This window comes from Cognatishimia sp. (assembly GCF_964229375.1).
In the GTDB taxonomy this organism is placed as follows: Bacteria; Pseudomonadota; Alphaproteobacteria; order Rhodobacterales; family Rhodobacteraceae; genus Cognatishimia.
In genome coordinates this window covers 1-23898 of record NZ_CAXREH010000100.1, presented here as the reverse complement: position 1 = coordinate 23898, position 23898 = coordinate 1, and the positions used below count along the sequence as shown (strand labels likewise).

At 56.8% G+C, this 23898-nt stretch carries 21 protein-coding genes; all 21 read left to right on the top strand.

Going from position 1 to position 23898, the window contains the following annotated elements:
• On the top strand, positions 1-630 hold a 630-nt coding region (locus ACEQWH_RS07845), incomplete at its 5' end, for a membrane dipeptidase (protein WP_370229458.1).
• A gap of 108 nt (positions 631-738) precedes the next feature.
• Positions 739-2430, top strand: coding sequence for a hypothetical protein (locus ACEQWH_RS07840; RefSeq protein WP_370229456.1), 1692 nt, complete (start codon positions 739-741; stop codon positions 2428-2430).
• A complete protein-coding gene (locus tag ACEQWH_RS07835; RefSeq protein WP_370229454.1) occupies positions 2427-3077 on the top strand; it encodes a DUF3726 domain-containing protein in 651 nt (216 codons plus the stop codon). Before ACEQWH_RS07840 ends, ACEQWH_RS07835 begins: the two co-directional genes overlap by 4 nt.
• A 60-nt stretch (positions 3078-3137) precedes the next feature.
• Positions 3138-4145 (top strand): Ldh family oxidoreductase, encoded by a 1008-nt coding sequence (locus ACEQWH_RS07830; RefSeq protein WP_370229453.1) that lies wholly within the window; start codon positions 3138-3140, stop codon positions 4143-4145.
• A gap of 595 nt (positions 4146-4740) precedes the next feature.
• Entirely contained in the window at positions 4741-5757 is a 1017-nt protein-coding gene (locus ACEQWH_RS07825) for a substrate-binding domain-containing protein (protein WP_370229450.1), read from the top strand.
• Between the two features lie 70 nt (positions 5758-5827).
• Positions 5828-7366: a sugar ABC transporter ATP-binding protein gene (locus ACEQWH_RS07820; protein WP_370229448.1), complete on the top strand. Its 1539-nt coding sequence runs from the start codon at positions 5828-5830 to the stop codon at positions 7364-7366.
• A complete protein-coding gene (locus tag ACEQWH_RS07815; protein WP_370229447.1) occupies positions 7363-8364 on the top strand; it encodes an ABC transporter permease in 1002 nt (333 codons plus the stop codon). The genes ACEQWH_RS07820 and ACEQWH_RS07815 overlap by 4 nt, the downstream gene beginning before the upstream one ends.
• Positions 8365-8448: 84 nt before the next feature.
• Positions 8449-9447, top strand: a complete 999-nt coding sequence (locus ACEQWH_RS07810) for an aldo/keto reductase (protein WP_370229444.1) — start codon at positions 8449-8451, stop codon at positions 9445-9447.
• Positions 9448-9469: 22 nt separating this feature from the next.
• Positions 9470-11194 carry a glycerol-3-phosphate dehydrogenase/oxidase gene (locus ACEQWH_RS07805; protein WP_370229442.1) on the top strand — a complete coding sequence of 575 codons (1725 nt, stop codon included), beginning with the start codon at positions 9470-9472 and terminating at the stop codon, positions 11192-11194.
• Positions 11185-12027, top strand: coding sequence for a class I fructose-bisphosphate aldolase (locus tag ACEQWH_RS07800; RefSeq protein WP_370229440.1), 843 nt, complete (start codon positions 11185-11187; stop codon positions 12025-12027). The genes ACEQWH_RS07805 and ACEQWH_RS07800 overlap by 10 nt, the downstream gene beginning before the upstream one ends.
• Positions 12020-13516, top strand: a complete 1497-nt coding sequence (locus ACEQWH_RS07795; RefSeq protein ID WP_370229438.1) for an FGGY-family carbohydrate kinase — start codon at positions 12020-12022, stop codon at positions 13514-13516. The genes ACEQWH_RS07800 and ACEQWH_RS07795 overlap by 8 nt, the downstream gene beginning before the upstream one ends.
• 18 nt (positions 13517-13534) lie before the next feature.
• Positions 13535-14545 (top strand): zinc-binding alcohol dehydrogenase family protein, encoded by a 1011-nt coding sequence (locus tag ACEQWH_RS07790; protein WP_370229436.1) that lies wholly within the window; start codon positions 13535-13537, stop codon positions 14543-14545.
• A gap of 21 nt (positions 14546-14566) precedes the next feature.
• The gene (locus ACEQWH_RS07785) at positions 14567-16180 is read left to right on the top strand and encodes a GMC family oxidoreductase (RefSeq protein WP_370229434.1); all 1614 of its coding nucleotides are present in this window, start codon (positions 14567-14569) and stop codon (positions 16178-16180) included.
• A 1-nt stretch (position 16181) separates the two neighbouring features.
• Positions 16182-16460, top strand: a complete 279-nt coding sequence (locus ACEQWH_RS07780) for a putative quinol monooxygenase (RefSeq protein ID WP_370229432.1) — start codon at positions 16182-16184, stop codon at positions 16458-16460.
• 358 nt (positions 16461-16818) lie between these two features.
• Positions 16819-17790 (top strand): substrate-binding domain-containing protein, encoded by a 972-nt coding sequence (locus tag ACEQWH_RS07775; protein WP_370229430.1) that lies wholly within the window; start codon positions 16819-16821, stop codon positions 17788-17790.
• Between the two features lie 237 nt (positions 17791-18027).
• The gene (locus ACEQWH_RS07770) at positions 18028-19539 is read left to right on the top strand and encodes a sugar ABC transporter ATP-binding protein (RefSeq protein ID WP_370229427.1); all 1512 of its coding nucleotides are present in this window, start codon (positions 18028-18030) and stop codon (positions 19537-19539) included.
• A complete protein-coding gene (locus ACEQWH_RS07765) occupies positions 19532-20575 on the top strand; it encodes an ABC transporter permease (RefSeq protein ID WP_370229425.1) in 1044 nt (347 codons plus the stop codon). The genes ACEQWH_RS07770 and ACEQWH_RS07765 overlap by 8 nt, the downstream gene beginning before the upstream one ends.
• The gene (locus ACEQWH_RS07760) at positions 20572-21606 is read left to right on the top strand and encodes an ABC transporter permease (protein ID WP_370229423.1); all 1035 of its coding nucleotides are present in this window, start codon (positions 20572-20574) and stop codon (positions 21604-21606) included. The genes ACEQWH_RS07765 and ACEQWH_RS07760 overlap by 4 nt, the downstream gene beginning before the upstream one ends.
• Before the next feature lie 2 nt (positions 21607-21608).
• Positions 21609-22595, top strand: a complete 987-nt coding sequence (locus ACEQWH_RS07755; protein ID WP_370229420.1) for a sugar-binding transcriptional regulator — start codon at positions 21609-21611, stop codon at positions 22593-22595.
• A gap of 51 nt (positions 22596-22646) precedes the next feature.
• Positions 22647-23453, top strand: coding sequence for an HAD-IIA family hydrolase (locus ACEQWH_RS07750; protein WP_370229418.1), 807 nt, complete (start codon positions 22647-22649; stop codon positions 23451-23453).
• Positions 23450-23898, top strand: a 449-nt coding sequence (locus tag ACEQWH_RS07745) for an SMP-30/gluconolactonase/LRE family protein (RefSeq protein WP_370229416.1), incomplete at its 3' end; no start/stop codon positions are given. The genes ACEQWH_RS07750 and ACEQWH_RS07745, both read left to right, overlap by 4 nt.

The following is a 23898-nucleotide window of genomic DNA, read 5'->3' as shown; positions in this document are numbered from 1 at the left end:
CTGGCGACCGGCTGTTATGAGGACGACGACTCTGGCGTCACACGCATGGGAAAACAGGTCATCAAAGAGATGAACCGCGTGGGTCTTGTGGTCGACATGAGCCACTCGGCAGATCGATCAACGATTGAGGCCGCCGATATTTCCGAGCGTCCCATCGCGATCACCCATGCCAATCCTTATGACTGGTGCCCTGCGCTGCGCAACAAACGCGCAGATGTTATTCGCGCGGTCACGGAAAATGGCGGCATGTTGGGCTTTTCGGCCTATCCGCACCACCTCAAGGACAAGACCGACTGCACGCTTGAAAGCTTTTGCGAGATGATCGCACGCACGGCTGATGCGTTTGGCGTTCAGCATTTGGGTATTGGCACCGATCTGTGTCAGGATCAGCCAGACAGCATCGTCGAGTGGATGCGCAGCGGGCGCTGGACCAAAGAAATCGACTTTGGCGAAGGCTCGGCCAGCGCACCGGGGTTCCCGGATATGCCAAGCTGGTTCAAAGACAACCGCGACTTTGGCAATATTGCTCAGGGTCTGCGGACGGTTGGCATGAACGAAGAAGAGGTTGCCGGTGTCATGGGTGGCAACTGGTATCGCTTCTTTGACGAGAATTTTACCCCGCGCGCCTAGGCGCTTTGGGTGGAAAAACCAAACGGGCCGGGCGCAGACCTGTGCCAAGCCCGACAAGCGCACTACATTACGTGCAGGATGGCCACAAACTGAGGGAGGCACGGCCAAATGACCGACGTTCAACATCGCGACCCGAAAATGGTTATGCGCCTTGCGCGCTTGGGATCGATGCATCAATCGCGTCTTTCGTTCATGCGTATTCTGACACGTCGTCTGGCACGCGAGAACTGGCAGTTTGAACGCACAGCTTTCGAGATTGATGACACGGGTGTTGGCCATGCAGTCCTGACGGCCCATGGGCCAGAGCGCAGCTATTCGTTGATCGCTTACGCCCATGATTTGCCACCCGAGCAACGGTCTGACCGCGTGATTGCCGAAGCCTGGGATGCGACGTTTACCCTGCATGATGGCGTGCCGACAGCCGAGGACATTCAAAGGCTGTCGCAGAATGTGCCGGTTCAAGAAGCAGGCCGCGTGTCTGCCACCGAACTGACGCTGGCGCGCGCCAACCGGTCGGTGCGTTTGTGGGAACATGTTGTCAGTGCTCTGGCCGAGGGTCTGCAGCCATCCATCGAAAAGATCGACGAAGTCGGCTATCTGATGCGCACCACGGCTGTCTATGGCTCTGGGAAATTCGGCGCTGCTGATCGCGAAATGATCGCCAAACGTCCCGAGTTTCAGGCGCCGTTTCAGGTCGAGATGTTGTCGGTCTATCTGATCCGCTGGTTTGTCACAGAACTTGTACAGCACATGGCCAACGCGCGCGCCGCGCAGAACGGCACCCAAGTGGCGCAGCTGGATCCGGGGATTGCGCGCGCAATCGGAATCGGCAATTCCACCGGTCTGGGCATGGCGCCCTTCCTGCTGAATCATCCGGTGCTGTTCAACAATTGGATCGCCTCGCGTGAAAAGGCCATTCAGGCCGTGCGTTCGGTCGCCTCGGCCTCTGCCCAGGACATCGCGGTCTTTCAGGACGTCATGCGCCGCAGCAATAAAACATTGGCGACATGGCATTCCGAGCACCCGATCCAGATCGAAAAACTGGCCAATCTGCGTGCCGATGTCGAAGCGTTTACCCAGTTTCTTTCAGGCGTCGATTTGAACGCAGCCTATCCGTGGAACACGCTCTACACATGGGCGGAAGACAACCTGTCGCTGGAAGGTCAGGAATGGCTCGCCTCGCTGATGCTTGAGCCATACGGTGACTTGGTTGATCCATTGACCGAGGGCATGGCGGCTGACAACACAGCGACTTTCCGTATTGCCGGCGCGATGACAATCAAAGATCTGCGGGGGCTTTTGGCGGACGTGTACGGCTGGGCGATCGACACCGACTGGTCCGCGCGGGAAAGCAATGCGCGCGCGTGGTATGTGTCTGAAGAGAAGCTCGAGCCGCGTCTGGGGGAACGGTTCGAAGAGCCCATCGAGGCCTATGAACAACCCCTCGCGCCGGGCCGGGATGCCGCACGGCTTTATCAGGCGCTGGACGGCTGGGCAGATGACGCGCAAGTGGCAGATTTCCTGCTGCAGAATCCGGAGCATCGACACGTGTTGCGCCGCGTGCAGATCGTACATCAGGCACCCTATGCGGAAATTCGCGACAATACGATTTCCGATCAAGTGCTGCCTATCGATATGTTGCGGTGCAAACTGTCGTTCTTTGGGGCCACCAAGTTTGACCCACGCTCTGACCGCTGGGTGCGGATCTGCATGTATGGCAACGCACCTCTGCCGTATGAGCTGACGTCAGAAAATTCTGATTTCTGGGTATTCCCCGATGTCCAAGAGGCTGCCGCATGAGCCACTCGCTGAATGAAATCGAGGCCATGAGCAAACGCGCGGCCCGTGGGGCAGGTTTGTCTTGGGGCATGGCAGAAGAGGCCGCCAAGGGCACGCGGTGGCTGTCGGCGTTTGGGTTGTCAGGCGCCGGTCTTTTGGCAGATCTGCTGGACTTGAACGATCATGTGCCCTTTGAGGAGGTGTCGCCTGTGTCGCTGACCAGCGATATGTGGCGCGCGCCGTCAGATCGCATGAGCCCCCTGATTGCGGGCGCGTCGCTGAGCGACTGCGCCGTGCGCTTACAGGAACGCGGTGCCATCGACATGGCCGAGGTCAGCTTTCCCTTGCTTGCAGTGCCATTCGCGGGCGGCGCAGCCCTGCGCCTTGGCGTTGTTGTGGCTGTCGAGTGGGACGGTGCACGGCTTGCCACAGACGGCCAAGAGCTTTGCGTGCAAGGCAGCAAAGATGCGCTTGAGGCGCGTCATGCAACCAAGGTGACCTTCACGGCACCAGCCGAGATGACCGGCCGCAGCGAGCCAGTGATGCGCGCCGATGTCACTCCGCAAAACTGGGCACGTCTAAGCGCCTTTGCCCATCGCACCTTCGCACCTGCCACAGAAGAAAGCCGCCTTTTGGGGGCCGGTGCTGGGCTCAGCGACAACGACTAAGCATCAGCGACGAAACATCAGCGGCGCTAGCCGCCAAACAGAAACCAACAGGACAGTAAGATGACCGCCACAGAAACACTTTCCCTCGCCGAAATCGAAGACCTCGCCTTCCGCGCCCTTGTCAAAGCAGGCACCACCGAAGAAAACGCGCGGCCACTGGCGGTTGCGACCGCGATGACCGAGGCGGACGGTGTGGCGTCGCACGGGTTGGCTTATATTCCGATTTATTGTCAGCATGTGGATTGCGGCAAAGTGGATGGTACTGCGAAGCCCGTCGTGGCGCAGCCGCGCCCCGCCGTTGTCACTGTTGATGCAGCAACAGGATTTGCCCATAGCGCAATCGATGTGGGGTTTGAAAAACTGATCCCGCTGGCGCGCGAAACCGGTGTCGCGGTTCTGGCCATCAACAACTCTTACAATTGCGGTGTGCTCGGCGTTCACACACAACGGCTTGCGCAGGCGGGCCTCTTGGGGATCGGGTTTACCAACGCACCGGCTTCGATTGCGCCATCCGGTGGGGCAAAGCCCGTCGTGGGCACCAACCCGTTCTCGATCTCGGCACCTGATGCAGATGGCAACGCCGCTCTGTTGATCGACCAATCCGCCAGCACTATCGCAAAGAGCGAAGTGATGAAACATGCCCGCGAAGGCCAGCCGGTGCCCGAAGGATGGGTTCTGGACGCCGAGGGGCAACCGACCACAGATCCCGAAGCAGGCCTTAAGGGGTCTATGGTGCCGTCCGGTGGCTATAAAGGCGTCGGCGTTGCCTTGACGGTCGAGCTGATGGCTGCGGCAATGGCGGGGGCAACGCTGGGGTCCGTGGCCAGCCCGTTCTCTGGCACAGCAGGTGGTCCGCCAAAAACCGGTCAGTTCTTTATCGCGATCGACCCCGAGGCGACCTCGGGCGGGATGTTCCAGGAAAAACTCACCGATCTGATCAACTCGTTCCGCGAGCAAGATGGTGCGCGTCTGCCTGGTGATGGTCGTTTGACCCATCGCCAAGCCGCTGCGGTGGACGGGGTTGCGGTGAACGCAGCCTTGCTGGAAAAAGTCCGCGCGCTGGTCTGAAACTCGGCATATCCACGTTAGGTGAAACAGAGGGGCAGGGGCTTTGGCGCCTGCCTTTCGTCATTTTGGGGTTTTTGACCTGCCTCTGCAGCGCTCGATTCGAGGGGATTTCGGTGCGCGAACTGATCCCGTTTTATGTCTGCGCCTCTTAGAAGGCCGAGATTGCGGCGGGATGCAGAAGACTTCCCTACATTGAACCTGACGCGCCCATGGTTGCCACGATCCGCGAGTTTGGCTGGTGGGTTGTAGGGATATTGGTCCCGCATCGTTCCAACGCGTCTGTTTGAAAATTTGTTACTTTTCAGTAGCTTAGCTCGTTGAAGGGGCCGTGCGCGCCTTCTGCCAAAAACCGCGCCATTGCGCAAAAAACCTTATCCGCTCTCAAAAAATGTCTCGAACTTGGCTTTGGTCTTGATCCAAATACCTCATTAAGTGAAATTAAAATCACCAAGCGAAAAATATTTCTTTTCTATTGAAAGCCATGCGACCTTGTTCTAGAAAGCCATCATGCAACAAATTTCGATAAATGATATTTATTGCATCACGGCCCATCGGGAGGATGGGCGAAAAGCAAATTCGCTCTGGGAGGAAAACAGTGAAGAATTTGAAAGTTAAAGCGATCGTTTCGTCTGTGGCGTTGCTGGTTGGTGCAGCAGGGGCCGTTCCCGCATCGGCAGACGGCATCATGTGTGAGCCTGGCGAAACCTATATTATGAACGTCATGGTCTCCGGCCACCCCTATTGGGTGCCGGTCTATCAGGGCTTTAAGCAAGCGGCATCTGCCTTTGGCTGCGAGACCGTGTTCTCTGGGACGCCGGACTATGACATCACCAAACAAATTGCGTCTTTTGAACAGGATCTGGTGAAATCTCCGGCAGGCATTCTGCTGCACCCGATGCAATCTGATCCGTTCATCGCCTCGATCAACAATGCCATCGCGACCGGCACCGAGATCGTGACTTTTGCGGCGGATTCACCGAATTCAGACCGCACGGCCTACATCACGTCCGACAACCACGCGGAAGCGAAATTCGCAGCCGAAGAGATCGTGAGCCAAGTCGGCGACAGCGCGGAATATGCGGTTCTGGAAAACCCGGGCCAGTCAAACCACGACCTGCGTGTGACATCCCTGATTGCCTATATGGAAGCCAACTATCCAAACATGAAGCTGGTCGGTCGTCAGGCCACCAATCAGGATAGCAACGCGGCCTATCGTGCAACCGCGTCGATCATTCAGGCAAACCCGAATGTCGCCGCCATCTGGATCCCCGAAGCGGGCTCTGCCGAAGGGGCGGTGGCCGCGAAATTGGAAGCAAATTCAGACATTCTGATCATGCATGCCGATGTCACGCCAACCACGTTAGAGCACATCCGCGCGGGCAACATCCACATGTCTCTGAACCCAAATCAGGGCGTGCAGGGGTTCATGGGCTTTATGGCTGTTCACCTGGCCAACCGCTCTGAAATCTTTGATCCGTTCAACGATTGGAAGACGTCCGGGTTCAACCCGGTGCAGATCCCGTTTGTGGACAACGGCTTTGCCGTCATCACCAAAGACAACGCGGATAGCTTTGATCTGAACGTTTACATGGAAGGCCGCGACCCGGCCTAACCTCCCCAGCTGCTTGGTGGGCCATCGCCTGCCAAGCAGCCCCCAATTCTTATCTCAGTGGATTGCTTTGATGCGCGACGATGTCGTCTTGGAAATCAGAAACCTCAGCAAGTCTTTTGGCGCCGTCAAAGCGTTGAAGGGTGTGGATTTCGAGCTTCGCAAAGGCGAGATCCATGCGATTGCAGGCGAGAATGGTGCCGGTAAGTCCACGTTGATGAACATCATTGATGGCATTTTGCAACCGGACAGCGGGGACATTTTCTGGGACGGTCAGAAGGTGAAAATCACCTCTCCGACGATGGCGCAGAAACTTGGGATCGGGTTCGTCCATCAGGAGATCGCCCTTTGCCCGGATGTGTCGGTGGCCGAGAATATTTTCATGTCCCGCACCAATGTCAGCAGGTCGTTCCTGATGAACTATGCGCAGCAAGAGCAGGACGCCAAAGAGGTCTTTCAGTCCCTCAGCGACATTGACCCAGCAACGCTTGTTAAGCACCTGTCGATCTCGAACCAGCAACTTGTCGAAATCGCAAAAGCACTGACGTTGGACTGTCGGGTGCTTATCCTGGACGAACCGACTGCCGCGCTGACCGAAGCCGAGGCGCAAACCCTGTTTGGGATCATGCGCAACCTGGCGGATCGCGGGATCTCGATCATCTATATTTCGCACCGCATGGTCGAGATCTTTGACAATTGTGATCGTGTCAGTGTGTTCCGCGACGGGCAATATATTGCCACGCATGATGTTCAAGACATCGCGCCAAGCGACGTGGTCAACGCCATGGTCGGCCGCGTGCTCGAGAACCTATACCCGGAAAAACAAAGCGAGGCTGACACAACCGGCGAGGCCCTGTTTCAGGTGGCCGACCTGTCGGATGATGACCGTTTTGACGACGTGTCTTTTGCGTTGCGCAAGGGCGAAATCCTTGGGATTGCGGGCTTGATCGGCGCGGGGCGCAGCGAAATCGTCAAAGGTATCTGCGGGCTGCATCCCAGAACGCGTGGCAGCTTTGCGTTGCAGGGAAAGCCTGCAAAAATTGATACATATCAAGACAGTATCGCGCAGGGCATCGTTTACTTGTCCGAGGACCGTAAAGGCGAAGGCGTGTTTCTGGACATGCCGATTGCCGCCAATATCTCGGCGTTGGACCTGGGGCTGGTGGCCAATGGCGCTGGCTTGATCGGAGCCGAAACCGAAACCCGTCTGGCCGCCGATCTGGGACAACGGCTGAACCTGAAGTGCGGTCAGTTTTCCGACCCTGTGTCGTCGCTCTCTGGTGGCAACCAACAGAAGGTCGCCCTTGCGAAACTTTTGTCGGTGAACCCCCGGTTGATCTTTCTCGACGAGCCAACACGCGGCGTCGATGTGGGCGCGAAATCTGAAATCCACAAGATCCTGCGAGACCTCGCGCGTTCGGGTGTGGGCATCGTCATCATCTCGTCCGAATTGCCCGAACTGATTGGCGTATGCGACCGAGTGCTGGTGGTCAGAGAAGGGCAGATCAGCGGCGAAGTGACCGGCGATGCGATGACCGAAGAAAACATTATGCGGCTGGCGTCCGTCATGGAAACCGCCTCAGCCAACCAAGTGCAGATGAGAGCGATATGAGCAATATTTCCGAAAACGCGCCAGCGACCCTTGGGGCCGGTCAGGCCACCTCACCGCTGCGCAGCTTGTTGCGGATGCGGGAAACGGGCCTGATCCTGATTATTCTGGGTCTGTTTGTCGTGATGTCCTTTGCATCGCCCTATTTTCTGACATGGGCGAATATGCGGGCAATGTCGATGGCCTTTGCTGTCGATGGCATTCTGGTCATCGGGATGACCATTTTGCTGATCTCAGGCGGGATTGATCTGTCTGTCGGCTCTGTCACAGCTTTTGCCATGGTGATCGCGGGGTGGCTGTTTTTGAACGGCGTTGATCCCTGGCTGGCCTCGGCCGTGGCGATCCTGCTGTGCACGGCGATCGGGGCCTTCATGGGGTTCTTTGTCACAAAAGTCGGCCTGCACCATTTTATTGTGTCGCTTGCCGTCATGGTGATCGCGCGCGGAGCCTGTTTGCTGTTCACCGGAGGCCGTCCGATCGGGCTTTATGCCCTGCCACCCGAGTTCAAGTTCATCGGGCAGGGCACGGTGGGGCCGATCCCAATTGTGATCCTGATCTTTGTGGTCTTTGTGTTGGTGTTTGATTTCATGCTGCGCAAGACGACAATGTTCCGCAAAGTCTTCTACACCGGCAGCAACGAAAAAGCCGCAGCCTATTCCGGCATTCGCACCAAGAAAGTGATCTTTCTGACCACGACCCTGTGCTCGGCGCTCTGTGGTGTGGCTGGCATCATCTATATGGCGCGCTTTGGCTCTGCTCAGCCGACATTCGGGCTGGGTCTTGAACTGACCATCATCGCCGCGGCGGTCATTGGCGGGGCCAGCTTGAACGGCGGCTCAGGCTCTATTCTGGGCGCGATCCTTGGCGTGGTTCTGCTGTCGCTCGTCTCCAGCTCTTTGGCCTTGCTGGATGTGTCGGTCTATTGGCAGGACATCATCCGTGGATCGATTTTGCTAAGTGCGGTTACCATCGATCACTACCTCAGCAAACGACGACGCTAGCGCAAATCGCAAGACGTGCGCCGACGCGCAAACATACAAGCCTGCCTCGGCGGCAGGACACCGAGACAACCGAAGGAAAACAAGATGCAAAATCACGACGTTCTTCACCGCGAATTGGGCAAATCCGGCATTTCTGCCTCTGTCGTGGGGCTTGGCACATGGGCCATTGGCGGCTGGATGTGGGGCGGCACCGATGAGGCAAAGTCCATTGCGGCGATCCAGGCCTCTGTCGATGCGGGCATTTCACTGATCGACACGGCACCGGCCTATGGGCAGGGCGTAGCCGAAGAGATCGTCGGCAAAGCGCTGGTCGGGCGGCGCGACAAGGTTGTTCTGGCGACCAAATGCGGCTTGGTCTGGCATACCCAGAAGGGCAACCACTTTTTTGACTACGACGGCAAGCCCGTGCACCGGTATCTGGGAAAAGACGCGATCATCTATGAAGTCGAGCAAAGCCTGATGCGCCTGAAGACGGATTACATAGATCACTACATCACCCACTGGCAGGATCCGACCACTCCAATTGCGGAAACCATGGAGGCGCTGGAAACCCTTAAGCAGCAGGGCAAGATCCGCTCGATCGGGGCCAGCAATACAAGCGTGCCCGAGATCAAGGACTATATCGCCGCCGGTACGCTGGACGCCGTGCAGGAAGAGTACAGCATGGTCAAGCGAGACCTCGAGGCCGACATCGCGCCGCTGTGCGTTGAAAATGATGTGTCCATTCTCAGCTATTCCTCTTTGGCGCTGGGATTGCTGTCGGGCAAAATGGGGCCGGACCGCCAGTTCTCGGGCGATGACCAGCGCAAGGACAATCCGCGCTTCTCGCTGTCAAACCGCGAAAAGGTTGCGCAGCTGATGCAGGCGGTTTCCGCGATTGCCGAAGAACACGGCGCGACGCCTGCGCAGACCGTGATTGCCTGGACGCTGCAACAGCCCGGCATAACGTTTTCCCTATGCGGTGCACGCGATGCTTCGCAGGCCGAGGAAAACGCGGCGGCGGCGCGACTTCGCCTTTCTCAGCAAGACATCAACGCCATCGAACAGGCCGCACAGCGTCACCTTGTCGATCTGGATTCCTAAACACCTGACCACCGGTGCATGAATGACTTTGAGCAGACGACATACGTTTAACGAGATCAAAGACAATGGCGATTTTGACGTCGTTGTCATTGGCGGCGGGGTGAACGGAATAGGCGTATTCCGGGAACTCGCGCTGCAGGGTCTGCGGGTTCTTCTTGTTGAAAAGAATGACTTCTGCTCTGGGTGCAGTGCTGCGCCGTCCAGAATGATCCACGGTGGCCTGCGTTATCTGGAGAACGGCGAATTTGACCTTGTCAAAGAGTCGCTGCGCGAACGTGACGCCCTGCTGAAAAATGCGCCTCACATGGTCAGGCCCTTGCCGACAGTCATTCCGATTTCGTCGATGTTCTCGGGGCTGTTCAATTCTGCGACCAGCTTTTTGGGCTTTAGCGGAAAACCTGCGGCGCGGGGTCTTTTGCCGATCAAACTTGGGCTTGGTCTTTATGACTGGGTGACGCGCAAACGCCGTCTTCTGCCCAAGCATTCAGTGTCCTGGTCCAGCAAGACACGCGCCCAATGGCCTCATCTGACCAAAGACGCCAAGTTCGCGGCGGTCTATTATGATGCCTGGATTTCGCATCCGGAACGACTGTGTCTGGAGTTGATCGCGGACGCAAAGATTGCAGCCCCAAGAAGTCTGGCCATGAACTATGTTCAGCTTGAAATCCACAAGGGGGCCTATTCCGTGACCGACATGGTTTCGGGCGAGGTTGTGCCCGTGAGGCCCAAAGTGCTCGTCAACGCAGCGGGGGCCTGGGTGGATGACGTTGCCCAAGACGTCGACGGCGCGCGTCGCGACAAGATGGTGTCGGGCACCAAAGGATCGCATCTGATATTGGACAATCCTGCGCTTTATCAGGCGCTGAATGGCCATATGGTTTATTTCGAGAATTCCGACGGCCGGATTTGCATTGTCTTTCCCTATCTGGGCAAGGTGCTTGCAGGCTCAACCGATATTCGCGTGGACAGCGCCGGGCGCGTCAAATGCGAGCTTGCTGAGCGGGACTATATTCTGGACTCGCTGTCGCTGGTCTTTGACGACATCAACATCGACGCGGCCGATATTGTCTTCAGCTACAGCGGCATTCGCCCTTTGCCCAAAAGCGATCAGGATTTCACAGGCCGCATTTCGCGGGGACATTATGTCAAGAAAATCGACGGACCGGTGCCGCAATTCTGCATGATTGGCGGTAAGTGGACGACCTTCCGAGCCTTTGGCGAACAAGCCGCCGATAGCGTTCTGGCAGAGTTGAAACGCCCGCGAAAACTGTCCACCGAACATCTAGAGATTGGTGGCGGCAAGTCCTATCCGCACACGCAAGACAGCCTTGAGCGTCAATTGGTGCGAGAGCTTGGCGTCTCGGCCGCGCGCGCGCTGCATCTGGCGTCGCACTATGGCACCAAGGCGCAAGACGTTCACAGGGCGGCAGAGGCCGTTCCCGGAAACCGGCCATTGGCGGCTGATACGGCCTATAGCACGGGCGAAATCGCGCATCTGGTGGAAACCGAGGCGGTCGTCAGCATCTCGGATCTGGTGTTGCGCCGCACGTCGTTGGCGATCACGGGCGCACTGACGGCGGAGAGTTTGGACGCAATCACCGACGTCTACGCCACCGCGCTTCATCTGACACCTCAACAGGCCCAATACCAGCGCGACCAGCTGGTGCAGGAGCTGACAGAAATTCACGGAATTGACGGCGATACGCTCGCCTCAGCACACTCAAACAGGAGAACCGAATGCGTGTAAGCACAAAGGCCCGCATGAACCGTATGTTCACGAATGGTGGATGTCTGGATGTGGCGATTGATCACGGCGTCTGTAACGAACCCAGCTTCATGGTTGGCTTGGAAGATATGCCTGAGGTTATGAACACGCTGATTGCGGCGAAGCCAGACGCAATTCAATGTGCCTATGGCCAAGCAGATCTGCTCCAGAGTCGTCCGGAAAAGGACAAGCCTGCGCTGGTGATGCGCATCGATATGGGCAACCCCTACAACGATCAGCGTCACCGGGTGATGTGGTCTCAGCTGCAGAACTATGACGAGCCGATCATTGGCGCGCTGGAAATGGATGCGGCCTGTGTGGTTGTGAATCTGTTCATGTTGCCTGACGAACCAGAGTTGTTCCGCCAATGCGTAGAAAACATTACCAAGGTGCGCGCAGCCTGCCATAAGTACGGTATGCCGTTGATGATTGAACCTCTGGTGATGCTGCCCAATGATGTCCGTGGAGGATATCAAGTGGATGGCAACGCAGAAAAGATCGTGACGCTGGTGCGTCTGGCCTCTGAGATGGGGGCGGATATCATCAAGGCGGATCCAACGGAAAACCCAGAAGACTTCCACCGCGTGATCGAGGCGGCCCGCGTGCCGGTTCTGGTGCGTGGCGGCGGCAAAGAGGATCTGAAGACCGTTTTGATGAAGTCAGCCGCGCTGATGCAACAAGGCGCTCAAGGCATGGTCTATGGCCGTAATATCTATCAGCACGACAATCCAAAGGCCGTTGTCGCTGCGCTGATGTCGATGATCCACGACAAGGCCAGCGGTGAAGAAGCGTGGGATATCTATAATCGTGGCTGATCAAAAGTACATATTGGGCCTGGATGCCGGCAATACGGTGATCAAGGCTGTACTTTTTGACTTACACGGTCGCCCCCTTGCTACGCAGGCAATGGGGTGCACCTCGACGTCGCCACACCCCGGACACGTCGAGAGAGATCTGGATGAACTTTGGCGCAATGCCCAGTCGGTCATCGCCGACTGCATTGCACAGGCCGCTGTGGATGCGCACGACATCATTGGCTTGGGCTGTGCTGGGCACGGCAATGGGCTTTATTTGGTCGATCGTGAGGGCGCACCGATTGTGGGTATTCAGTCGCTCGATACGCGCGCTGCCGAGACTGCTGCGGATCTGTCGCAGAAGAACGGGCAGAGGCTGCACAAGCTGTGCCTGCAAAAACCCTGGCCCTCGCAGACCCCGGTGCTGTTAAGCTGGGTCAAACACAACCGGCCAGAATGGTACTTGCGCGTTGGTAAAGCCCTGCTGTGCAAAGATTTTCTAACGTTTCAGCTGACGGGCGAATTGGTCAGTGACATCACCGACATGTCCGGCGCCGGTCTGACCGAAATGCCGACATGCGCCTATAGCGACGAACTTCTGGCGCTCTACGGGCTTGAGGACGCATATCAGATGCTGCCTAAGCTGATCGGCCCGACCGATATTGCAGGCACCGTCACCGCCAAGGTCGCCGCAGCGACTGGGCTGGTTGCCGGCACGCCCGTTATTGGCGGTTTCTTTGATGTGGTCTCAAGCGCTCTGGGGTCAGGCGCGGTGCGCGCTGGAGACGCGTCGTTGATCGCTGGGACGTGGAGTATCAATCAGGTGTTCTCAAAGACACCAGCGCAGACCGAAGACATTTTTATGGTCACAGGTATCGGAGCGGATCGGTTCTTGAACCTTGAATCCAGCGCGACCTCTGCGGCTAATCTTGAATGGTTCGTGCGCGAGTTCATCGAGGGCACAACCGCAGACCAGAACCCCTTTGACTATTGCAGCGACCTGATTTCCGATCTTCCGGTGTCTGAGGATGATCCGTTCTTTCACCCGTTCCTCTATGGCTCGGGACAGGGTGCGGATTTCAGCGCCGGGTTTTACGGGCTGCGGGGCTGGCACACCAAAGCGCATATGGTGCGGGCATTGCTGGAAGGCGTCGTCTTTGAACACCGCCGCCACGTCGATTTGCTGAAAGCGGCGGGTCTGCCGTTCCTTAACCCCTATCTGTCAGGCGGCGGGTCGCGCAGCGCGGTCTGGGCGCAGATGTTTGCCGATTGCCTTGGGACGAAAGTCACCGTCGCCGAGGCGCAGGAAACCGGCGCCTTGGGGGCCGCCATCGGTGTTGCGCTTGCAACCGGCGTTCACCCGACCTTTGAAGCGGCCGTGGACGCGATGACCCGTCCGAAAGCCACATTCACCCCCGTCCAAGACGCAACAGACCGATTTGAGGCCCGCTATGCGAAATATGCGGCGCTGACGTCGGCGATGCGGCCCATTTGGGCGCGTGACCCTTAGGTCAGGAAGGACAAGCACATGAAAGCAGTTGGGTTTTATCGGTCTTTACCGATCTCAGAAGGCGAGAGCCTGCTGGATCTGGACTTGGACATGCCGACACCAAAGGAAACCGACCTTCTGGTTCAGATCGAAGCGGTCTCCATCAATCCCGCCGACGCCAAACGGCGCATTCGGACGTCGCCTGACAGCGACCTGAGCGATCCGATGATCCTTGGGTATGACGCCGTGGGGATCGTGACCCAGATCGGAGCAGGCGTCACTGGTTTCAAGGTGGGGGACCGTGTCTGGTATGCAGGCGACGTGACCCGCGATGGCTCTTATGCGGAATATCAAGCGGTTGATTTCCGGCTTGTGTCTCACGCGCCTAAGTCGGCAACACCCGAAGCTGCGGCCGCGTTGCCTCTGACCGCGCTGACGTCCTGGGAAATGCTGTTTGAGCGTTTGAAGGTAGATCAATTTGAGGGCCAGCCATCATTGCTCGTCATCGGCGGCGCGGGCGGTGTGGGGTCTTTTACGATCCAGATGGCGCGCGCGCTGACCGGGGCCCGGGTGATTGCAACTGCCTCACGCGTCGAGACCAGTGATTGGTGCTATGAAATGGGGGCGTATGAGGTCGTAAATCACCGTGATCTGATCGCCAGCACCCGCGCGACCGGCCACGAGTCCGTCCAGTTCATCACCCAATACGCGGACACAGCCCAGCATTGGGACGCCATGTGCGCGTTGATCGCGCCTCAGGGGAAAATCGGCACAATTGTCGAGACCGAAGAGAAGATTGATATCTCGGCCCTGCAGGGCAAATCGGCCTCTTTGCACTGGGAGCTGATGTTCACCCGCTCGATCTATCAAACCTCTGATATGGCCAAACAGGGTCAGATATTGGCCCGCGTTGCACAGTTGGTGGATGACGGCATCCTCAGGACGACTGATACGAAAACCCTGCACGGTCTGAGTGCAGAAACACTGAAAGAAGCTCACAAAGTTATAGAAACCGGCGCGATGATCGGCAAACTTGTGGTCAGGTACTAACGAAAGAAAGACTATCCCGTGATGAACGATACCCAAACCCTCGAAGGTGACTTCGACTATATCATCGTTGGTGCCGGGACTGCGGGATGTGTCTTGGCCAACCGATTGACCCAAGACCCCAAGACGCGGGTTCTGTTGCTCGAGGCGGGTGGGTCTGACAACTATCACTGGGTCCATATTCCGGTCGGGTATCTGTATTGCATCGGCAATCCGCGCACCGACTGGATGATGAAAACGGCAAACGAGCCCGGGTTGAACGGGCGGTCTTTGGTCTATCCGCGCGGCAAGGTTCTGGGCGGCTGCACCTCGGTGAATGGCATGATCTATATGCGGGGTCAGGCTGCGGACTATGACAACTGGCGCCAGATGGGGAATACCGGCTGGGGCTGGGACGATGTGTTGCCCTATTTTCTGAAGTCGGAAGATCACCACAGTTTGGATACCGACATGCACGCACAGGGTGGCGAGTGGAAAGTGTCTAAGCAGCGTCTGGAGTGGGATATCCTGCGTGCCGTGCAGGAAGGCGCCAAGGAATTTGGCATCATGCCGCGCTCGGATTTCAACGATGGCAACAACGAGGGCACCGGCTTTTTTGAGGTGAACCAGAAGAACGGGGTGCGTTGGAATACCGCCAAAGCGTTCTTGCGGCCGGCATTGAAACGGCCAAACCTGAAGCTTGTGAAACACGCGGAAACCGAACGGCTTGTGATGAACGGCAAGCAGGTGACAGGCGTTGTGTTCACCCACAAGGGACAGCGCAAAAAAGCAATGGCGCAGGCCGAAGTGCTGTTGGCAGCCGGGGCGATCAACTCGCCCAAAATCCTAGAGCTGTCAGGCATCGGGCGCGCCGAGGTGCTGTCGGATCTGGGGATTGAGGTTCAGCACCAGATCGACGGCGTTGGTGAAAACCTTCAGGACCATTTGCAGATCCGCACGGTGTTCAAAGTCAAGAACGCCAAGACGCTGAACACGATGGCCAACAGCCTTGTCGGTAAGGCCAAGATTGCGGCGCAATATGCGCTGACGCAATCCGGCCCGATGTCGATGGCCCCAAGCCAGTTTGGAATGTTCACGAAATCGCGGCCGGATCTGAACACGCCGGACTTGGAATATCACGTCCAACCCTTGTCCACTGACAAGTTGGGTGATCCGCTGCATCCGTTTCCGGCCATCACCGTGTCGGTCTGCAATCTGCGTCCCGACAGCGTGGGCTCGTCGCATATCTCGACACGTGACTTGTCCAAACAGCCCGACATCAAACTGAACTATCTGAGTGCCGAAAACGACCGTCTGGTTGCTGCCGCCTCGGTGCGTCAGGCGCGCGAGATCATGACCGCTCAGGCGCTGAAACCCTATGAGCCGGAAGAAATTCTGCCCGGCCCCAGCATGACCACGGACGAAGAGGTCGTGAAAGGTGTAGGCGACATCGCGACGACGATCTTTCACCCGGTTGGAACCTGCAAAATGGGCGCCGATGAAAAGGCCGTGGTCGACACATCCTTGCGAGTGCATGGTCTAAGCGGGCTTCGGGTAATCGATGCCTCGATCATGCCCAAAATCGTATCGGGTAACACCGCTTCTCCGGTCATTATGATCGCCGAGCGCGCCGCAGATATGATCCGAAAGGGGATATGACATGACGCAGGTGACATTGCTGGCGCAGATTGTCGCCAACTCGGATACCGTGCAGGATGTGGATCTTGCGGTCCAAGATTTACGCGATGCCTCCCGTCAAGAAGCAGGCTGCGTGCAATACTCGGTTTATCGATCTGACGACCGGCCAGAAGAGTTCATGATCTATGAAATCTGGGCCAACGAAGAAGCGTTAAGCCGTCACAAAACCACTCCCCATATTGCAGCGTTCAAAGCCGCGGTGGGTGGGAAAGCTTCGATTTCAGTGCAGCGCGTGACCTAGGCGTAGCACGACACAGAATCGATTCTCAGCCGGTTCAGGTTGGGACAAGAGGGGCCTCTCGCTGAGAGGGATCCTCTAAATTTTTTGTTTAAACCATTGTAAAATAACAATTAAATTTCGCACTTGGGCTGTGAAATATTTAACTTTCGCCGAAAGATTTTGCATTAAAGGTTTGACATATTTTCGCGAAATGATAAAAATAACATTAACTGCAATATATTTCATTTCATCTGATTGATGAAGGTTGCGGTTGGATGTGGTCGGCAACGGGCGCATCTTGCTTTGGAGGAACTTTTAAAGAGGAAGCAAAGAAATGCAGCGGAGGAATCTTCTCAAAGTCGGCCTTTTGGCATCGACGATGGCATTTGTAGGTGGTGTTGGTTCAGTGGCAGCAGACGGAAAACGTATCGCGTTTTTTGTGTCTGACCTGTCAAACGTATTCCACCAATCTCAGGCGGCAGAAGCAGAGCGCTATGCGGCTGAAAAATATGGTGCTGAAGTTGTCGTGTTTGACGGTAAGGCAGACTCAGCAGTTATGACCCAAAACGTTGACCAGGTGGCAGCCGGCGGCTTTGACGCGGCGACATTGCACATCTGGGACGCAGAAGCAGCGACACCCGGCGTCGAGGATGCTTTGGCAGACGACATCGTTATGACGTCGTTCTTTAGCCCGATCACCGACACAGGTATCCCAACCGCGCGCAGTGACGAAGCTGCTGTGTCGTTTGAGATGGGCGCACAGATGGCCAAGGCCTGGAAAGAAGCACATCCAGACAAGCCAATCGTCATGGTGCAGCTTGGTTGGCCAAACCACACCGAAGTGAACTCTGGCCGTACTGCGCCATTCGCAGAGGGTGTTTTGTCTGTGGATCCAAGTGCTGAAAACCTTGGTGCGCTGGACTCCAGCAAAGGCCAAGAGGCCGCAAAGCAGATCATCGTCGACCTTCTGACCCAGCGTCCAGAAGTGAACCTGATCTACTCTGAGGCGTCCAACCTGACAGTTGGCACGATGGCAGGTCTGGCCCAGCTGGGTCGCGGTAAGTTCGACAACGGCACACCTCTGACCGAGATTGTTGCAAGCGTCGACTTTGACTCTGTCGAATTCGAGCAAGTGTATGATCCGAATTCCAGCCTGAAAGTTTCCATGGGCCTCCCACCTGTTGAAACAGCTCAGGGTCGGATTGATCTGATCATGGACGTGCTGAATGGTGATGTTGCGCGAACCGCGGACACGGCGGAAGAGTTCTTCTATAAGGCATACACTGTGTCTTACTGGAGCATGCCACAGGCGACTGCAGAGCAGTGGCTGAAGGACCAGTTTGGCGGTTAATCTCGGCAAACTATCGCAAATCACTCTGTGTAACGAGTGACTGCTGACCCGTTCAAATATCTTGAATCCCATCAGAACCTGGGCGGGTCAGCACTTTTTCCGACAAATGTAGAAAGCACAGTGTGCGTCGCGCGAACTTGGTGATTTTTTGGGCAACCAAGCGTAGGTTCGGGCATAGAAAGATGTGTGGACGCCGCTTGGGTCGGCGCGCACATGTTGAAGTAAAGGTGTAGGATCGTGCAGGCACAGCATGACAATTTAGCGCTTTCGGTAACGGCGCTGACCAAGGACTACCCGGGCGTCAGGGCCGTGGACAACGTCTCTTTCGGGATTGAACGCAACACGGTTCATTGCTTGGTCGGCGAAAATGGCGCGGGCAAATCCACGATTGTGAAAATGCTGACAGGCGCGTTGGAGCCGACCAGCGGGTCAATGGCAATTCTGGGGTCTGACTATAGCCCCCGCAGCACGCAAGACGCGCGTCAGGGCGGTATCGGAACGCTGTTTCAGGAATTGCACGTCGTAGACCAGCTGACCGTTTTGGAAAATCTCACGCTGGGCATGGAGAAAAGCCGGTTTGGATTTCTGATCAAATCGGATCTTGAAGACCGCGTGACCCAGACCTTGGCCGCCATTGCGCCCTCCATTGATCCTTCGGCCCGATGCTCGACCTTGAGTGTGGCGCAGAAACAGATTGTCGAGATCGCACGGGCCGCGTCATCTGGTGCGAGCATCATCATTATGGACGAGCCGACCGCAGCCCTTTCTGAACGTGAAGTGCAACGGCTGTTTGGTGTGATCCGGCGTCTGAAGACTGCGAATGTGACGGTGATCTATATCTCGCACAAATTGGATGAAATTTTTGAGCTTGGTGACAACGTCACGGTTATGCGCGACGGCAAGCATATCGCCACAAAGCCGCTGACCGAGGTGAATGGCCGCCCGGAATTGATCGAGATGATGGTTGGCCGGTCAATTTCACACGATTACGTGCCGCGTCCCGGTGTGCGCGACAAAGTCGTGATGTCAGTCGACAACCTCAGCAATGACTTGCTGAAGAACGTGTCTTTTGACGTCAAAGAAGGCGAGATTGTTGGTTTTTATGGTCTGGTGGGTGCAGGCAAGACCGAAGTCGCCCGCGCGATTTTCGGGGCAGATAAAGCCGAGGGCGTGGTGAACTTCAACGGCCACTCGAAAATGACCTCGCCCAAACAGGCGATTGAAAAGGGCATCGCACTGGTGCCCGAAGAGCGGCGCACGCAAGGCCTGTTCACCGAGCTTACCATTCGTCGCAATATCCCGATCATGAACATCGGGCGGCTTGCCACGCTTGGCGTTTTCCGCCCCGAGCGCGAACGCAGTGTCGCGCGCGAGTTCGTCAAAAAGCTCGGCATCGCGACGCATTCGATCGAGAAATACGCCGAGAAGCTGTCCGGCGGGAACCAGCAGAAGGTTGTCCTGTCTAAGTGCCTCTATGCGGACGCGGATATGCTGCTTTTGGACGAGCCAACCCGCGGCGTGGATGTCGGCGCAAAATCTGAAATCTATGACGTGATTAAGGATCTGGCCAACGATGGAAAATCCATCGCAATTTTCTCGTCTGAACTTGAAGAAGTGCTGGGGATCTGTGACCGGGTCTTCTTGATGTATGACGGCGAAATTCGTCAGGAAATCGAGAATGGATCTGACATAGATATCAATACGATCCTCAATGTCGTCACCGGCGGAGGGAGCCGCGACAATGTCTAATACCGACGTAAACAGCAGCGCCGTCACAGGGCGACGTCTGCAAAACGATGACCGGCGTTTAAGCGACGAGATGTTCATCACAGGATTGGTCGCAGCCGCCGCCATCATTCTGTTTTTGCTGGCCTCGGCGCTGGTTCCGAATTTCTTTCAGTTCCAGAATGTCGTGAACTTGGTGACCAACAACTGGGCCGTCATTTCGCTTGGCGTTGGGGTCACGTTTCTGCTGGTTTCTGGCAACTTTGACCTATCAGTCGGGGGCATCGTGGCCTTGGCTGGTGTTCTGGCGGTGTGGTTTGCACAGGCCAGCGATGGGGCCAATCCTTTGTCGACCGGCTGGGGCCTGCCGACCTGGGCTGCCATGCTTCTGGCGTTGGTCTGCGCCATGTTGGTGGGGGCGCTGAACGCCTTGTTTGTTGTCACGCTGCGTGTTCCGTCGATCATTGTGACCCTTGGCACAATGATGTTGGCGCGCGGGATTGCGCAGGTGGTCACGCAGGGCTCGCAACGCAACACGAACCTGCCGTCGGATTTCGGTACGCTTGGCAATATGTCAATGTTTGGCACATCCATTAAGCTGCCGGTCGTTTTGATGGCCATCTTGATTGGGGTGGCGATTTTCGTCGAGCGGAAGACCATCTTCGGGCGATTGACCTATCTGGTCGGCGCAAACCCAATCGCGTCTCATCTGTCGGGCGTGGACAATGCGCGCCATGTGTTCAAGCTCTATCTCTTCAGCGCGCTGGTCGCCGGCGCGGTCGGGATCCTGCTGGCGTCCGAGTTCAAATCCGGCTTCTCAAGCCGCGGCACGCTGATGGAATTTGACGCGCTGGTTATCTCTTTGTTGGGCGGGGTCGCCATTGCGGGCGGCTTTGGCTCGGTCATCGGGATGTTCTTTGGTGCAATCGTTTTGGCGACCGTGACCTCGGCGGCCACTGGCCTTGTTCTGTCGCCTGACTGGCAATTCACACTCAAAGCGATCGCGGTGTTTCTGGCGATCATGGCACAAACATGGGCACTGGCCCGGAGGCACAAATGAGCGCTGCATCTTCCAACACAGACCGTCAGACCACCACGCAAACGGGCGACCGCGTGAAGGCGTTCTTCAAAGACTATTATATCTATATGGTCTTGATCGTTGTCGTGGTCGTGCTGAGCTCTGCCAATCTGGACAAGTTCCCCTTGTTTGAGCGCGGCAACTTTCTGTCAGAACGCAACATCATCAACATCCTGCGTGTCTCGGCACCGATTTTGACTTTGGCGGGCGCGTTCACGCTGTTGATGATCTCGGGATACATCGACCTTTCGGTAGGCAGCGCTATGGGCCTGTCGGCGGTGGTCTATGCCATGCTTGTCATCAATGGCGTGCCCTTTGTGCCAGCGTTTCTGGCAACTGTCGCGGTGGGCGTGCTGCTGGGTGCGATCAACGGGTTTCTGGTTCTAAAGCTCAAGATCACGCCGGTCATTGCCACGTTAATCACCTTAAGCCTCTATAAAGGCGTTGCGCTTTTGCTGGTCGAGGATGGTGTCTCTGCGATCAAATCCGGCGGCGGGCTTAAGATGCCGGGGTGGTTCAATGACTATGGCCGCGATGGTGTGCTGCTTGGTCTGCCATGGGCGTTCTGGGTGGCAATCTTGGTGACTGTCGTGATGATCATCGTGCAAGACCGGATGAAGCTGGGCAAATACGCGGCAGCGACCGGTGGCAACCCGATGGCGGCCGAACTGTCAGGCATCAACACATTCAAAACCGTGTTCATACTTTATGTTCTGGTGGGCGTATGTGCGGCTCTGGCCGGGATTGCACGCGCAAGCTTTATGTCTCTGGGCGACCCTTTGTCCGGAGATGGTATGGAACTGACGGCCATTCTGGTGGTACTGTTAGGGGGCACGGCATTCAGCGGAGGCGAGGGCCGCGTGCTGAAGTCATTCGTGGGCGCCTTGATTATTATGTCGTTGACCGTGGGTATGTTGACATTGGTTCCGGCCTATTTTCAAACTCTGGTTGTCGGGACAGCGCTTTTGCTGGCTGCCGCGTCTAACCACCTTGTCAGCAGAAAGGACGGCTGAACTTGAGCACCTCTGGACCCGACCTCGAAACTCAGAAACTTATTGCTCGCGTTCTGACACTTCATTTTCAGGAAGGTCTGTCGCAGGCCGAGATCGCCAAAGGCATGAATTTGTCGACGGCCAAGGTCAATCGACTGATCAAGCAGGGACGCGAAATGGGTATGGTGGAGTTCATCATTCACAGCCCGTTTCAGCGGCTGTTCGAGTTGGAACGTGCGCTGAAAACCCACTGGAACCTCAGCGAATGCCTGGTGGTTGAAACCGTGTCGGGCAATCCGGATGTCATTCTGGATATGGTCGGCAAGGCGGCGGCAAACCTGTTGGAAAGCGCGTGGCCAGCAAATGGCCGGATCGCGATCACCGGTGGTAAGGCACTAAGCGCAATTGCCGACAATATCTCGTCAAAAGAGCCGTCCGGCTGCGAGGTCGTACCGCTGACGGGGGGCGTGCAAGGACACCATTATACCGATGTGAACCACCTTGCGACGCGCATTGCCGACAAGATTTTCGGCCGCGCGCATCTGCTGCATGCGCCGCTCCATACCGACGCGCAAGACGAGCGCGATCTTCTGATGTCTGTGCGCAGCGTGCGCGAGGTGATGGACAAGGCGAAATCCGCCGATGTTGCAGTTTTTGGTATCGGGTCGGTCGAGTCTGATGAATCGACCTATTACACTGCGCACCCGCTGACCAAGGACGAGCGCGCAGAGCTTTATGCAAGCGGTGTGCGCGCCGAATTTCTAGGGCATTTGATTGGCGAGTCCGGCGCGCTCTGTGACAGCGATCTGAATTCCCGACTGGTCAGTGTGCCGCTGGAACAGGCCAAACAGATCCCTGTGCGGATCGGTGTTGCGGCCGGTCAATCCAAGGTCGAACCGATTTCAGCCGTACTGAACGGCGGGCTGATCACCACTTTGGTCGTGGATGAAACCACAGCGAAAGATCTGCTGGCATTCAGCGGGGCGGGCGTTCTGGAGCCCGGTGAATAGGCGCAGCCGCTTCAACTGCCGCGGCAGTCAGACAATCCAAGAAGGTTACACATGCCCCAGACACTTCATGTTCAGGGCGTCATCAGTGATTTGGATGGCGTCGTTTATCGCGGCAACGCGCCGGTCCCAGAGGCCGTCGCCTTGTTTGCGAAGCTGCGCGATCAAGCCATCCCTTATGCGTTTGTGACCAACAATTCCGCCAAATCCCGCGAGGATATCAGTGCAAAACTGAACGATATGGGCTTCTGGGCGACGCCTGAGAATGTGATCAACACATCCTGGTTGATGGCAGAGTTTTTGCACCAGGAATTTGGCGCGAAGGGGCAGGTTTATGTGGTTGGCTCCGACAATCTGAAAGCCGCTGTTGCGGGGGCAGGGCTGACGCTGGCGGATAATGACGTGGACGCAGTTGTGGTGGGGCTCGACCGTGCGTTTGACTATGAAAAGCTGACCACGGCGCAACGTCTGTTGCTTGGCAGCGCGCGGTTTCTGGCAACAAACCCTGACCGTATGATCCCGCAAGAGGTGGGGTTTATTCCGGGCGCGGGGTCTCTGGTCCGCGCGATTGAAACGGCCTCTGGACGCAGCGCCGAGGTGCTTGGAAAACCTCAGCCCCATATTGTGACCAAAGCGCTGAGCGTTCTGGGCACGCAGCCTGCTGCAACCGTTCTGATTGGAGATCAGCTGCAGACTGATATCGCCGCAGGGCAGGCAGCTGGCGTGCAGACCGTTTTGGTGCGCACCGGCGTGCGGCCTGCGCACCACAGCGACATTGTGCCCGACATTGCTGTCGACACGCTGGCCGAGCTTGAGATCTTGAAAAGCCCGCGCAATCCCACACCACGAGGCGCAGAATGATTTCCGTATTTGACGATCGCATTTGTGAGCTGGGTGAAAGCCCGTTGTGGCATCCAGAGCGTCAGGAACTGGTCTGGGTGGATATGTTCGGCAAAAAGCTGATGACAAAATCCCAGGCCTGGCAATTCGACGTTTTCGTCAGCGCCTTGGGGTGGATTGACCGCACGCGCATCCTTTTGGCGACGGAAAACGAACTCATGACTTTTGATCTTGAGACCTCGGACCAAACGCATGTTGTGGCGTTGGAGGCCGACATTCCGACGAACCGCTCAAATGACGGTCGGGCTGATCCTTGGGGGGGATTTTGGATCAGCACCATGGGCAAGAAAAACGAACCCAATGTGGGCGCGATTTATCGGTTCTATAAAGGTGAGTTGCGGCAGATGTTCTCAGAGCTGACCATCCCCAATTCGATCTGTTTTCACCCAAGTGCCCCCCTTGCGCT

Bases quoted from the DNA above. Each gene is read 5' to 3' on its own strand.
- ACEQWH_RS07840 (WP_370229456.1), top strand. From the start codon at position 739: ATGACCGACGTTCAACATCGCGACCCGAAAATGGTTATGCGCCTTGCG.
- ACEQWH_RS07835 (WP_370229454.1), top strand. From the start codon at position 2,427: ATGAGCCACTCGCTGAATGAAATCGAGGCCATGAGCAAACGCGCGGCC.
- ACEQWH_RS07830 (WP_370229453.1), top strand. From the start codon at position 3,138: ATGACCGCCACAGAAACACTTTCCCTCGCCGAAATCGAAGACCTCGCC.
- ACEQWH_RS07820 (WP_370229448.1), top strand. From the start codon at position 5,828: ATGCGCGACGATGTCGTCTTGGAAATCAGAAACCTCAGCAAGTCTTTT.
- ACEQWH_RS07815 (WP_370229447.1), top strand. From the start codon at position 7,363: ATGAGCAATATTTCCGAAAACGCGCCAGCGACCCTTGGGGCCGGTCAG.
- ACEQWH_RS07810 (WP_370229444.1), top strand. From the start codon at position 8,449: ATGCAAAATCACGACGTTCTTCACCGCGAATTGGGCAAATCCGGCATT.
- ACEQWH_RS07805 (WP_370229442.1), top strand. From the start codon at position 9,470: ATGACTTTGAGCAGACGACATACGTTTAACGAGATCAAAGACAATGGC.
- ACEQWH_RS07800 (WP_370229440.1), top strand. From the start codon at position 11,185: ATGCGTGTAAGCACAAAGGCCCGCATGAACCGTATGTTCACGAATGGT.
- ACEQWH_RS07790 (WP_370229436.1), top strand. From the start codon at position 13,535: ATGAAAGCAGTTGGGTTTTATCGGTCTTTACCGATCTCAGAAGGCGAG.
- ACEQWH_RS07785 (WP_370229434.1), top strand. From the start codon at position 14,567: ATGAACGATACCCAAACCCTCGAAGGTGACTTCGACTATATCATCGTT.
- ACEQWH_RS07780 (WP_370229432.1), top strand. From the start codon at position 16,182: ATGACGCAGGTGACATTGCTGGCGCAGATTGTCGCCAACTCGGATACC.
- ACEQWH_RS07775 (WP_370229430.1), top strand. From the start codon at position 16,819: ATGGCATTTGTAGGTGGTGTTGGTTCAGTGGCAGCAGACGGAAAACGT.
- ACEQWH_RS07765 (WP_370229425.1), top strand. From the start codon at position 19,532: ATGTCTAATACCGACGTAAACAGCAGCGCCGTCACAGGGCGACGTCTG.
- ACEQWH_RS07760 (WP_370229423.1), top strand. From the start codon at position 20,572: ATGAGCGCTGCATCTTCCAACACAGACCGTCAGACCACCACGCAAACG.
- ACEQWH_RS07750 (WP_370229418.1), top strand. From the start codon at position 22,647: ATGCCCCAGACACTTCATGTTCAGGGCGTCATCAGTGATTTGGATGGC.